This window comes from Marinomonas sp. TW1 (assembly GCF_001625355.1).
Classification (GTDB): domain Bacteria; phylum Pseudomonadota; class Gammaproteobacteria; order Pseudomonadales; family Marinomonadaceae; genus Marinomonas.
Genome location: NZ_JSEE01000019.1, coordinates 1 through 12915, shown reverse-complemented (window position 1 = coordinate 12915; position 12915 = coordinate 1). Strand labels below are relative to the sequence as shown.

Genomic DNA, 12915 nt, shown 5'->3' with positions numbered 1-12915 from the left:
CCTGATGCACTGGCCTAACTAATTACGGCGTTTAACTGAGGCGTGAGCGAGGGCGATCAGAGCGTCTTTGTACTCAGATTCTGCCAAGGGTTGAATGGCTTCGATGGCCAAGTCCGCTTGTTGTTGAGCTTGCTGTTGCGTGTAATCTATCGCACCGCAATGGCGAACGTCATTGATGATCTCTTCCAATTGATCTAGACCGCCAGTTAAAATCGCTTGTCTAACGCGTTCTTTCGCATCGTCTGCACCGTGTTTCATGGTGTAGATAAGCGGCAGAGTGGGCTTCCCTTCGGAAAGGTCGTCTCCGACGCTTTTGCCCATTTCTTCAGCCGTGCTGGTGTAATCCATGACATCGTCGATTAATTGGAAGGCGGTTCCCACGTACATGCCATATAACCGCAAGGCTTCTTGTTGTTCTACGTTGGCTCCCGCTACCACTGCGCCGCATAACGCCGCGCCTTCAAACAGTTTGGCGGTTTTGTATTGAATCACTTTTAAGTAGCTGGCTTCGGTGGTGTCTGGATCACCACAATTGATTAGCTGCTGAACTTCACCTTCGGCAATGATGTTGGTGGTTTTGGCTAAAATCTCCATGCAGGGCATGTTGCCAACGTCGACCATAATCTGAAAAGCGCGAGAGTAAAGGAAGTCGCCAACCAATACGCTGGGCGCATTGCCCCATTCTTCATTGGCGGTTTTTTTACCGCGTCGCATATCGGATTCATCAACCACATCGTCGTGTAATAGAGTCGAGGTGTGAATGAATTCAATGATGGTTGCCATTTTAATGGCATTGTTCAGCTTATCGTCTGCTAGCTCTGAGCAGCTTTTGGCCGCTAATAAAACCAATAGAGGTCGTAAGCGTTTACCGCCGTTACTGATAATGTAGTAGCCGATTTGCTCGATGAGAGGGATGTCACTACTAAGTTGTGAGACGATATAATCGTTCACTTGACCAAATTCATTGGCCACAACATCGTGTATTTGTATAGGTTGCATGCAATTTCCGAAGCTATAAAAGTCCCAAGCTGATCAGCAAGTGTGCCTCATGCTAGGTAAGGCTTGTGTCAGGGTCAACCCAAAATACGAAAAATGTATAAAGACTCTGCTTTTTCCTTGTATTAATTGAGTTGATTTTGTACAATCCTGCGTCCGATTTGCCCACATTTTGCTCCCTATCATATGGTTGTTGGTTTTCGTGTTTATTGGACGAAGATGGATGGCCACTAGAAGTAGGTCAAATACAAATTCAGTAGCCGGGTAGATCTTATTGGAGAAGAACATGTTTGCAGTAATTAAAACTGGCGGTAAGCAATACCGTGTACAAGAAGGCCAAACCCTTAAAGTTGAAAAGCTTGCGGTTGAAGAAGGCGGTGTTGTTGAATTCAATGACGTTCTTCTTGTGAGTAACGGCGACGACGTAAAAGTTGGCGCTCCAGTTGTAGAAGGCGCTAAAGTAACTGCGGAAGTAGTTTCTCACGGTCGCGGAGACAAAGTGAAAATTTTGAAATTCCGTCGTCGTAAGCACTCTATGAAGCGCATGGGTCATCGTCAGTGGTTCACGGAAGTGAAAGTAACTGGTATTAACTAAGCGTTAGCGTTAATTAACTTATTTAAGGAGTAAGTCATGGCTCACAAAAAGGCGGGTGGTAGTACTCGTAACGGTCGCGATTCCGAGTCGAAACGATTAGGTGTCAAACGTTTTGGTGGTCAGGTTGTGATTCCAGGTAACATTCTAGTTCGTCAACGTGGTACTCAGTTCCACGCTGGTGAAGGTGTTAAAGTTGGTAAAGATCACACTTTGTTTGCTGTTGCAGAAGGCCAAGTGAAATTTGAAGTAAAAGGTAAGTTTAAGCGTCGTACAGTTTCTGTCGTAGCGGCTTAATCATTTGCTAAAAATTAAAAAAAGCTCCGCAGCGCGGGGCTTTTTTTTTGTAAGAATTCTATAATCAGGTTTGTTGACCTAGATAACCCACCGAAGAGGTGTTTCTGTGAAATTTGTTGATGAAGCCAGTATCTACGTAAGAGCAGGTAAAGGCGGTAATGGTTGTTTGAGTTTCTGGCGCGAGAAGTTTGTCGCAAAAGGTGGCCCAGACGGCGGTGATGGCGGTAATGGTGGCAGTGTGGTGTTGGTGGCGGATGAGTCACTGAATACGCTGATCGATTTTCGCTATACGAAAAAGTACATCGCTGAAGGTGGTGAAAATGGCCAAGGTCGTGATATGACCGGGGCGAAAGGCCCTGACCTTGAGATCAAAGTGCCGGTAGGAACGACTGTCATCGATGAAGATACAGGTGAGACGCTGGGTGATTTGGTGAAAGTAGGTCAAACGCTCAAGGTGGCTCAAGGTGGTCATCGTGGTTTGGGTAATACGCGTTTCAAATCCAGTACCAACCGTGCACCGCGTCAAACCACTAAAGGTACGGTCGGTGAAGAGCGTACGCTGAAGTTGGAAATGAAGGTGTTGGCGGATGTGGGTTTGTTAGGTTTGCCTAATGCTGGTAAGTCGACGTTTATTCGTTCCGTGTCCTCTGCGAAGCCAAAAGTGGCGGATTATCCTTTTACTACCTTGGTACCAAACCTTGGTGTGGTAAAAGTGAAAAAACATCAGAGTTTCGTGATTGCGGATATTCCTGGAATCATTGAAGGGGCATCTGAAGGGGCGGGTCTGGGTATTCGATTCCTCAAGCATTTGGTGCGTAACCGTATTCTTTTGCACATTGTCGATTTAGCGCCTTGGGATGAAGTGACGCCAGCAGAGGCGGCACAAATTGCTGTTAATGAATTGGAGCAGTTTAGTCCGGCTTTGGCTCAGCGTGATCGTTGGTTGGTGTTAAACAAGACAGACATGGTGCCAGACGACGAGCTAGAAGAGCGTTGCCAAAGTGTTATTGATGCGCTGGGCTGGGAAGGTCGTACGTATCGTGTTTCGGCGATTTCTGGAGAAGGCACAGAGGTGTTGTGTCTGGACTTGATGACGGTCTTGGATGAGCAGCGTACCTTGTTAGCAGAAAGCGAAGAAGCTCGAGAGAAAGAAGAAGCGATGCGTTGTTTGATTGATGAAGAGGGTCGTAATCGCATCCTATCGTTGCGTGAAAAACGTCGTAAAGCGGGTCAAGCATTGGATGATGATGACTTTGACGATGATGATTACGATGTAGAAGTTGAATACGTTGGTTAATCGGGATTGTGAGTATAAGTAGTATCATGGAATTACGAGAGAAAATTGCACAGGCGCAGCGCATCGTTGTCAAAATAGGCAGTGCCTTATTAACGAATGATGGACAGGGATTGGATGTGGCTCGCATTGGTTTGTGGGTGGCACAAATTGCTGAGTTAAAAGCTCAGGGTAAGGAAGTGGTTCTGGTGTCTTCTGGTTCCATTGCGGCTGGCATGAAGCGGTTGGGGTTCGTGACTCGACCCACTCAAGTGAATGAGCTGCAAGCGGCCGCTGCGGTCGGTCAAATGGAATTGGTGGGTGTGTATGAGTCTCATTTTGAGAGTCATGGCCTGTGCACGGCACAAATCTTGTTGACTCATGATGATCTGTCGAACCGTCGACGCTACTTAAACGCACGATCCTCGTTGAGAACTCTGCTTGGCTTAGGTGTTGTACCCATTGTTAATGAAAATGACACCGTTGTAACCGATGAGATTCGCTTTGGTGATAATGACACCTTAGGTGCTTTGGTGGCAAACCTGGTCGAAGCGGACGCCCTAATCATTTTGACCGACCAGCAGGGTTTGTTTGATAAAAATCCTCGCGATCATCAAGATGCAACATTAATCTCTTATATTTCAGCTTCCGATGATCGACTGGAGTCGATGGCAAGCGGTGGCGCGGGAGTATTGGGCAGTGGTGGTATGTTGACTAAGGTGCGTGCGGCGCGCTTGGCGGCGCGCTCTGGTGCCGATACTCTGATTGCTTCAGGCCGTGAAGAAGATGTGATTTTACGTCTGGCGCAGGGGAATGTGTTGGGTACCTGGTTGTTGCCAGAGAACAGTCCCATTGCGGCTCGTAAGCAATGGTTGGCGGGTCATCTTAAGAGTCGCGGCGCATTGACGTTGGATCAAGGTGCGGTGAGGGCGTTGCGTAAAGCGGGGAGCCTGCTGCCAGTTGGTGTGAAGGACGCAGAAGGAACCTTTTCCCGTGGTGACATGGTGATTTGTGTGGATGAATCTGGCGCTTTAATTGCTCGTGGTTTGGTGAATTACAGTGTGGCCGAAACGTTAAAGTTGTTGGGTAAGCCATCTGGAAAAATTGGTGAAATATTGGGTTACGAAGGTGAGCCTGAGTTAATTCATCGAGATGATCTGGTGATTATTTAGCGGAGTGGATGTATGGCTAAGCCGGGAAAAGTAGGGTTGAATCGAGTGATAAGCGCTGCCAAGTATTCTTATCAGGGGTTGCGTGCTCAATGGCAGCATGAGGCCGCTTTTCGTCAAGAGGCGTGTCTGTTTCTTGTTTCTTTGCCCTTTGCTTTGTGGCTAGGAGACAGTGGTTTAGAGCGTGCTGTATTAATTTTTTCGGTTGGTGTGGTATTGATCGTCGAAACACTGAATTCGAGTGTTGAGGCGATTGTGGATCGTATTAGCCATGAGCATCATGAATTGTCTGGGCGTGCAAAAGATCTGGGATCAGCGGCCGTTATGTTGGCGCTTATCTTGGCGGCAGTAGTTTGGTTGGTTATTTTGTTTGGCTAGCAAACTTAAGAAAGGCAAAAACAGATATAAAAAAACCGGCATAGCCGGTTTTTTTATAGGGATTAGGCCAGTGCTTTGATTTTAGCACTCAAGCGACTCTTATGACGAGCTGCTTTGTTTTTGTGATATAGGCCTTTGTTAGCCGCTTTGTCTAGCTTTGAAGTCGCTAGAACGTAAGCTGCTTGTGCTTCAGCTTGATTGCCTGCTTCGATAGCTGCGTCTACTTTTTTCAAGTAAGTGCGAACCATAGAGCGAAGGCTACCATTGTGAGCGCGACGTTTGATTGCCTGGCGCGCACGTTTTTTTGAACCGGCGGAATTTGCCACGGTCTGGCTCCTTTAAGTTTTCTAAATGAAAAACGACACAGCAAAAAGTGCTCTGTCGTGAAATTAATGTCAAAGTTTTAAACTTTAAAATCTCGCGGCGGATTTTACCAGTTTTTCACATTGTCACAACCCTATTCTGCAAATATTCGTGAAAACAACTTATATATATGGCTGCGTTAACGGCCTTGCAGGTGTTATTCTTGTAGGAATTTATCATTGGGATGTGTCATAAGCCAAAATGTCAGAACTTGATTCTCGTGTCAGTAAAAAGCGTAACTCTTTGTCTTTATTGCGTTCTGGGGTGCTGGTTTCGGTTTGTACCTTTCTTTCTCGTATTCTCGGGCTGGTGAGAGACGCGGCTTTGGCCTTTGTTTTAGGGGCCAGTGGTAGTGCCGATGCTTTTTATGTTGCTTTTAAAATTCCTAACTTTTTTCGTCGTTTATTTGCAGAAGGTGCGTTTGCGCAGGCCTTTGTTCCGGTATTAAGTGAATATCGAGTGAAAGAAGCGCATGAAGACGTGCGCGCCTTGGTGGCGGCGGTAACAGGGTCGTTGACGCTGGTGCTGCTGTGTGTGACGGCCTTGTTTATGGTGTGCGCGCCTTGGGTGGTTTACGTTTTTGCGCCTGGTTTTGTTGATAATGCCAGTCAGGCTCAATTGGCGTCTGAGTTGCTGGTGATCACGTTCCCCTATTTATTGTTTATTTCTCTGACGGCCTTAGCTGGCGGCATTTTGAATGCGCATGGTGAGTATGCAGTGCCGGCCATTACGCCTATTTTCCTGAATATTTCGTTGATTGTCGCGACCTTGATGTTTGCGCGCACGGCCGCTCAGGCTGAAGTGGTCGTGGCGTGGGGTGTGTTTTTTGCTGGTTTGATTCAGTTATTGTTCCAAGTGCCTTTCCTCGCGCGATTGAAATTATTGCCAATGCCTAGAATGGGGTTTGGTCATCCAGGAGTGAAGCGGATTCTCATTTTGATCGGACCTGCGTTGTTTGGTGTGTCGGTTGGGCAGATTAATTTGCTATTGGATACGGTACTGGCGTCCTTTTTAGAAACGGGCAGTATTACCTGGTTGTATTTGTCTGATCGTTTGTATGAATTGCCGCTTGGCATTTTTGCCATTGCCATCAGTACGGTGATTTTGCCGTCTTTGTCACGCAGTTTTTCAGGCGGTAAGGCGTCTCGTTTTTCTGACACGATGGATTGGGCGTTGCGTCTATTGCTGTTAATCGCAGTGCCGTCTTCGTTGGCTTTGTTTATGTTGGCGGAACCTTTGATCGCGACCATTTTTTATCGTGGTGAGCTGACAGCGAGTGATGTGCAGAAGGCGGCGCAAAGTTTACAGGCCTATTCATTGGGGTTGGTCTTTATGATGCTGATTAAGGTATTGGCGCCTGGCTATTATGCACGTCAGGATACGAAAACGCCGGTTAAGATAGGCATCATCGCTATGGTGTCGAACATGGTGTTCAATTTGATTTTGGTATGGCCGCTTGGGCATGTTGGATTGGCTTTGGCGACCAGTTTATCGTCCGCATTGAACGCTTTCTTGCTTTGGTATGGTCTGTATAAGGCGAAGCATCATGTGTTTACGATACAGTGGCGAGTGTTGTTGCGGATTTTGATTTGCGCAACGTTGGCCTTGGCGGCCTGTTTGTATGTGTTCCAAAATATGGGGTGGCAGTGGACGCAAATGTCGGACATTCAGCGTATTGCTAAGACCTTGTTGATCGTTTGTTCTGGTGTGGCTGTGTATGGTGTGGTGGCGATTATGGCGGGTTTGCGACCATCTATAATGAAACATTGAGTTTTTATTAGCGGTGCTTTTGCACAGCTTGTGCAAGTTCTGGCCTACCTTCAATCCATGAACTGCTATATAATCGCGAATATTTTTTTGACGCTAATCTTTAATTGTTCTGTACGGGGTTCTATGGAGTTAATACGCGGTATTCATAATATCCGTCCAAGGCATAAGGCCTGCGTGCTGACGATCGGCAATTTCGATGGTGTTCACTTAGGCCACGGTGCGATTTTGGCAAGAGCAAAAGCACTGGCAAAACAATATGATGCGCCAGCGGCGATTATGATTTTTGAGCCGCAGCCAAGAGAATTCTTTGCGCCAGAGTCCGCACCCGGGCGAATTGGCCGTTTGCGTGATAAGGTGAAGTGGCTGGAAGGTCAAGGCATCGATTATGTCTTGTGTATGCCGTTTAACCCCAAACTGCAGCAGTTGGATGCGCAGGCGTTTTGTCAGCAAATCTTATTGGAAGGCTTGTCTGTTAAGCATTTGGTGGTCGGTGACGATTTTCGCTTTGGTTGTGATCGCCAAGGGGACTTTGAATACCTGAGAGGCTTTGGTGTGCGACATGGCTTTGAGGTGGAAAATACACCGTCTGTGTTGAATGCGTCGGGCGAACGCGTGAGCAGCTCAATGGTTCGTTTGGCATTAGAGCAAGGTGATATTCATGCCGCCGAAGCGAATATGGGTCACGCTGTGACATTAAGTGGTCGAGTGATTCACGGTCAGCAGCTTGGGCGTAAGTTAGGTTTTCCTACGGCAAATGTACATTTGAAAGGGGTGAAACCAGCCTTGTCAGGTGTGTATGCAGTTCGTCTTGCGGTCAATGATAAAGAATATGATGGCGTTGCCAATATTGGTGTGCGTCCAACGGTACAAGGTAAAACACCTATTTTAGAGGTGCACTTGCTGGACTTTGACGGTGATCTTTATGATCAATATGTCAAGGTGACGTTCTGTCTGTTTGTTCGTGCAGAGCGTAAAATGTCTGGCTTGGAAGAGCTTGAAAAACAAATTCAATGTGACAAAGAAGAGGCAATTCGCTTCTTCAGCAATCAGTGAACTGATGATCTTTGAGGATAAATCGATAAACCATGAGTGATTATAAACCGACACTGAATTTGCCAAACACGGATTTCCCAATGCGTGGTGATTTGGCAAAACGTGAACCTGCAATGCTGAAGCGTTGGCAGGATATGGATCTTTACCAGAAAGTACGCGAAGTAAGTAAAGGTCGTAAGCCATTTATTCTTCATGATGGCCCTCCATATGCGAATGGCAGCATTCATATTGGTCACGCGGTTAACAAAATCCTCAAAGACATTATTGTTAAATCGAAAACCGTGAGCGGATATGACGCGCCTTATATTCCTGGTTGGGACTGTCACGGTCTGCCAATTGAGCACAAAGTTGAGCAAATGATTGGCAAAGCGGGCGACAAAGTGTCGTTCAAAGAATTTCGAGCTAAATGCCGTGAATACGCTTACACGCAAATCGAAGAACAGAAAAAAGATTTTATTCGTCTAGGGGTGATGGGGGATTGGGAAAAGCCTTATCTGACCATGAACTTCGAGACAGAGGCCAACATTGTTCGTGCTTTGGGCAAAATCGCCGAGAACGGCCACTTAGTAAAGGGCTTTAAGCCAGTTTACTGGAGTGTGGTTGGTGGCTCTGCTTTGGCTGAAGCGGAAGTGGAATACCAAGATAAAACGTCTTTGTCTTTGGATGTGCGTTACGCACCGCAAGACGAAGCAGCTTTCTTAGCGAAATTCTCCGATGTGGCGGGAGAAGGTCCTGTGTCTGTTGTCATCTGGACAACGACGCCTTGGACCTTACCTGCCAGTCAGGCCGTATCGATTCACCCAGAGTTCAATTACGCTTTGGTCGAAGTGGATATGGGTCAAGGTAAAGAACGCTTGGTTATGGCGGAAGACATGGTGCCGAGCATCATGCAGCGTTACGGTCAAGAAAGTTTCCGTATCGTGGGTCGTGCACAAGGTCAGTCATTGGCAAGCAGTATGTTGAATCACCCTTTCTTTGAGCGTGATATTCCGCTGATCTTAGGTGAGCACGTGACGACGGAAGCGGGTACTGGTTGTGTGCATACGGCACCAGATCACGGTGTGGATGACTTTAATGTGGGTCGCGCTAACGGCCTAGGTACGATTAACCTAGTGCAAGATAACGGCGTGTATTCTGATGCAGCGGGTGAGTTTGCTGGCATGCACGTGTACAAGGTTGATGGTGCGATCTTAGAGGCTTTGAACGCCAATCAAGCGTTAGTCTTTGAATCTAAAATTTTCCACAGTTACCCACATTGCTGGCGTACTAAGACGCCTTTGATTTTCCGTGCCACGCCACAATGGTTTGTCAGCATGGATGAAAAGGGCTTGTTGGATTCTGCCAAAGAAGCGGTGAAAGGTGTTAAGTGGACGCCAAGCTGGGGACAAAATCGCATGGAAGGGATGTTGAATAACAGCCCTGACTGGTGTGTGTCTCGTCAGCGTACTTGGGGTGTGCCAATCGCTCTATTTATCGACAAAGAAACGCAAGAGTTGCACCCTGAAACGCCGCGTCTAATCGAAGAAGTGGCGTTGCGAATTGAGAAAGAAGGCATTGATGCTTGGTTCGAGCTAGATGCCGCTGAATTGCTTGGTGCTGATGCTGAGAAATACAGCAAAGTGACAGACACTTTGGATGTGTGGTTCGATTCCGGTGTGACACACTACTCAGTTATCGATCAGCGTGACGAGTTGAGCTTCCCTGCAGATTTGTATCTTGAAGGGTCGGATCAGCACCGAGGTTGGTTCCAGTCGTCTTTGAAAACGTCTATCGCGATTCGTGGCGTGCCGCCTTATAAGGGTGTATTGACTCACGGCTTTACCGTCGACGGCGACGGTCGCAAGATGTCTAAGTCTTTGGGTAACGTGGTTTCACCACAGAAAGTGATGAGTACGTTGGGTGCCGATATTATCCGTTTGTGGGTGGCGGCAACCGATTACACGGGTGAAATGACGGTATCTGATGAAATCCTCAAGCGAGTCGCGGATTCTTACCGTCGTATTCGTAACACCGCGCGTTTCATGTTGGCGAATTTGAATGGTTTTGATCCAGCAAAAGACATGGTTGAGAGCGAAAAAATGATCGCTCTTGATCGTTGGATCGTAGATCGTGCAGCGCAGTTGCAAAAAGAGATCGACGAAGCTTATAGCGAGTACCAGTTCCATACGGTGAATCAGAAAATCCAAAACTTCTGTTCAGTGGACTTGGGTGGCTTCTATTTAGACGTCATTAAAGACCGTCAGTATACGACTCAGCCAGACAGTTTGGCGCGTCGTTCTGCACAAACGGCTTTGTATCACATTGTGGAAGCTTTCACTCGCTGGATCGCGCCAGTATTGAGCTTCACTGCCGACGAGATCTGGCAGTCACTGCCTGGCGAGCACGGCGAGTCTGTGCTTTTGGAAACTTGGTATGAAGGTTTAACTGAGTTGTCTGGTGAGGAAGAGCTTGGTCGTGATTTCTGGAAGCAAGTATTGGAAGCGAAAGTCGCGACCAACAAAGTACTGGAAGCGGCTCGAAGTGAAGGCAAGATCAAAGCCAGCTTAAGTGCGGATATCACCTTGTATTGTGATGACACTTTGCAGAATGTGTTAGATCGCTTAGGTGAAGAGTTGCGTTTTGTTCTGATTGCGTCTGATGTGAAAGTCTTGCCATTGGCGCAAGCGCCTGCTGATGCTGTTGATTCTGAATTGCCTGGCTTGAAAGTATCTGTTGTGACCAGCGCCAACGAAAAATGTGTTCGCTGTTGGCACCACAGAGAAGAAGTAGGTCAACGTGAGACGCATCCTGAATTGTGTGATCGTTGTATCAGTAACTTGCCTGATGGAGAAGGCGAAGAGCGCCTTTATGCTTAATCAGATGAAACTGACTTATATCTGGCAACAACTCCAGCGCTGGTGGGCGCTGGCGTTGGTTGTTTTTGCGTTGGATTGGATAACTAAGCAGCTAGTTGAAGCGAACTTGCATTATGGGCAAGAGATCGCAGTGTTGCCGGTGTTTGATCTTACCTTGCGTTACAACACTGGTGCCGCCTTTAGTTTCTTAGCGCAAGCGGGTGGTTGGCAGCGTTGGTTGTTTTCAATCATCGCCATTGCGGTGGTGATCGGTATAAGTTGGCGTTTGGTTAACATTGCGAAAACTCATTTTCTTGAAGCGTTGTCTTTAAGTCTGATCTTGGGTGGCGCAATCGGTAATTTATATGATCGTCTTGTGTATGGTCATGTCGTGGATTTTTTGCAATTCCACTGGCTGCAGTCTTGGTATTTTCCGGCTTTCAATATAGCCGACAGTGCGATTACGATTGGGGTGATTTTGATGTTGCTAGAAAGCGTCATTGGCCCGGATAAAAAAGGTGATGAAAAATGACTTCAATTACGGCGCAGAGCCAAATTACCCTTCACTTTGAATTGGCCTTGGAAGATGGGCAGGTGGTGGACTCTAACTTTGAGCAAGCGCCAGCCAGTTTTCGCTTTGGTGATGGTAGCTTGTTACCCGCATTTGAAGAGTCTTTACTTGGTTTGAAAGCGGGTGATGAGTCGAGTTTTGTCATGACCCCCGAGAAAGCTTTTGGTGTCCATAACGAGAGCAATTTACAGCGTATTCCACGTTCTCAGTTTGAAATGGATCTCGAAGAAGGGATGGTCGTATCCTTTGCTGACATGAGCAAAAACGAACTGCCGGGCGTGATCGCAGAAATTGATGAAAAGGATGTGCTGGTGGATTTTAACCATCCATTGGCCGGTCGAACATTGACCTTTAAGGTACAGATCATTGAGGTCGAGGAGTCTGCATGAGTTTTGCCATCCAGCTAGCGAATCCACGTGGCTTTTGTGCGGGTGTAGATCGTGCTATCGATATTGTTAATCGTTGCTTGGATTTGTTCGAAGCGCCAATCTATGTGCGTCATGAGGTGGTTCATAACAAATTTGTGGTGGAATCATTAAAAGCACGCGGAGCTGTGTTTGTTGATGAGCTTGACCAAGTGCCTGATGATAATATCGTGATCTTTAGTGCTCATGGGGTTTCGAAAGCGGTAAGGGATGAAGCGACTAATCGTGGCTTAAAAGTGTTTGATGCTACCTGTCCTTTGGTGACCAAGGTTCATCTAGAGGTTTTGAGATATTCTCGTGATGGCATGGAATGTATCTTAATCGGTCACGATGGTCATCCAGAAGTAGAAGGCACCATGGGTCAGTACGATGATTCAAAAGGTGGCGCTATTTATCTGGTAGAAAGTCCTGCTGATGTCGCCAGTTTACGTGTGCAGAATGCGGATCAATTGGCTTTTGTGACGCAGACCACCTTGTCCATGGATGATACTTCCGTGGTGATCGATGCGCTGCGTGAGCATTTTCCACTGATTCGTGGGCCTAAGAAAGATGATATTTGTTATGCCACTCAGAATCGTCAGGATGCGGTGAAAACCCTTGCGCAGGAATCGCAGTTGGTCTTAGTGGTTGGATCGGTAAACAGTTCCAACTCAAACCGTCTAAAAGAACTGGCGGAAAGAATGGGGGCAACGGCTCATCTAATAGATAATGCCAGCGAAATTCAACATGACTGGTTGGATGGAGTGACGAGTGTTGGTGTTACCGCTGGTGCATCAGCGCCTGAAGTGCTTGTTAATGAGGTGATTGATCGCCTCATTACAGAGGGCGGTTCGGCCCCAGAAGAACTTCAAGGCAGAGAAGAGAACGTCTCCTTTTCTATGCCTAAAGAACTCAGAATAGTAGAAGTCTGATCGACTCTTTTTATGGAAAAGAAGTTTTTCTGAAATTTATGAAAAAACTACTTGCGTTAAAATAATCAGACGGTATTATACGCCCCCACTGACAGCGAATAAGCAGTCAACGCTCTTTAAAATAGATAATCAGATAATTTGTGTGGGCGCTCGCTAGGGCTTCAAAAAAGAAATTGAAGTCTTACGAGAGTCAAACACGTCAATTCGCTTTATTAAGTAAAATTGTGAGTGTTTCGAATTTGAGTGAGCAAGCTTTTTAACTGAAGAGTTTGATCATGGCTCA

Annotated in this window: 13 protein-coding genes; 11 read left to right on the top strand and 2 right to left on the bottom strand. The window is 46.8% G+C overall.

All coding sequences use genetic code 11. The annotated features are described in order from the left end of the window. Positions 1–18: 18 nt before the first annotated feature. Positions 19–999 carry a polyprenyl synthetase family protein gene (locus OA79_RS15910; RefSeq protein ID WP_063334227.1) on the bottom strand — a complete coding sequence of 327 codons (981 nt, stop codon included), beginning with the start codon at positions 997–999 and terminating at the stop codon, positions 19–21. Between the two features lie 283 nt (positions 1000–1282). Here OA79_RS15910 and rplU point away from each other — a divergent pair, with 283 nt between their 5' ends. The 5 genes from rplU to OA79_RS15885 all read left to right on the top strand — a co-directional run bounded on the left by rplU (position 1283) and on the right by OA79_RS15885 (position 4705). Beyond that, entirely contained in the window at positions 1283–1591 is a 309-nt protein-coding gene (gene rplU / locus OA79_RS15905) for a 50S ribosomal protein L21 (protein ID WP_063334226.1), read from the top strand. A gap of 36 nt (positions 1592–1627) precedes the next feature. Beyond that, positions 1628–1885 (top strand): 50S ribosomal protein L27, encoded by a 258-nt coding sequence (rpmA, locus tag OA79_RS15900; protein ID WP_063334225.1) that lies wholly within the window; start codon positions 1628–1630, stop codon positions 1883–1885. Positions 1886–1991: 106 nt separating this feature from the next. Continuing rightward, positions 1992–3182, top strand: coding sequence for an Obg family GTPase CgtA (cgtA, locus tag OA79_RS15895; protein WP_063334224.1), 1191 nt, complete (start codon positions 1992–1994; stop codon positions 3180–3182). A 26-nt stretch (positions 3183–3208) separates the two neighbouring features. After that, positions 3209–4330: a glutamate 5-kinase gene (proB, locus tag OA79_RS15890; RefSeq protein ID WP_063334223.1), complete on the top strand. Its 1122-nt coding sequence runs from the start codon at positions 3209–3211 to the stop codon at positions 4328–4330. Positions 4331–4342: 12 nt separating this feature from the next. Then, a complete protein-coding gene (locus OA79_RS15885) occupies positions 4343–4705 on the top strand; it encodes a diacylglycerol kinase (protein WP_063334222.1) in 363 nt (120 codons plus the stop codon). Between the two features lie 62 nt (positions 4706–4767). On the opposite strand, the gene rpsT is transcribed toward OA79_RS15885, so the two are convergent. Further along, on the bottom strand, positions 4768–5031 hold the full coding sequence (rpsT, locus tag OA79_RS15880; RefSeq protein ID WP_013797789.1) for a 30S ribosomal protein S20: 264 nt from the start codon (positions 5029–5031) through the stop codon (positions 4768–4770). 238 nt (positions 5032–5269) lie between these two features. Here rpsT and murJ point away from each other — a divergent pair, with 238 nt between their 5' ends. From murJ to ispH, 6 genes are all read left to right on the top strand, one after another. Then, positions 5270–6838, top strand: a complete 1569-nt coding sequence (gene murJ / locus OA79_RS15875; protein WP_063334221.1) for a murein biosynthesis integral membrane protein MurJ — start codon at positions 5270–5272, stop codon at positions 6836–6838. Positions 6839–6961: 123 nt separating this feature from the next. Further along, entirely contained in the window at positions 6962–7891 is a 930-nt protein-coding gene (gene ribF, locus OA79_RS15870) for a bifunctional riboflavin kinase/FAD synthetase (protein WP_063334220.1), read from the top strand. Between the two features lie 32 nt (positions 7892–7923). Then, positions 7924–10746, top strand: coding sequence for an isoleucine--tRNA ligase (gene ileS, locus OA79_RS15865; RefSeq protein ID WP_063334219.1), 2823 nt, complete (start codon positions 7924–7926; stop codon positions 10744–10746). Then, the gene (gene lspA / locus OA79_RS15860) at positions 10739–11257 is read left to right on the top strand and encodes a signal peptidase II (RefSeq protein WP_394183849.1); all 519 of its coding nucleotides are present in this window, start codon (positions 10739–10741) and stop codon (positions 11255–11257) included. The genes ileS and lspA overlap by 8 nt, the downstream gene beginning before the upstream one ends. Beyond that, the gene (gene fkpB, locus OA79_RS15855) at positions 11254–11685 is read left to right on the top strand and encodes an FKBP-type peptidyl-prolyl cis-trans isomerase (RefSeq protein WP_063334218.1); all 432 of its coding nucleotides are present in this window, start codon (positions 11254–11256) and stop codon (positions 11683–11685) included. The genes lspA and fkpB overlap by 4 nt, the downstream gene beginning before the upstream one ends. After that, on the top strand, positions 11682–12632 hold the full coding sequence (gene ispH / locus OA79_RS15850; RefSeq protein ID WP_063334217.1) for a 4-hydroxy-3-methylbut-2-enyl diphosphate reductase: 951 nt from the start codon (positions 11682–11684) through the stop codon (positions 12630–12632). The genes fkpB and ispH overlap by 4 nt, the downstream gene beginning before the upstream one ends. Positions 12633–12915: the final 283 nt, after the last annotated feature.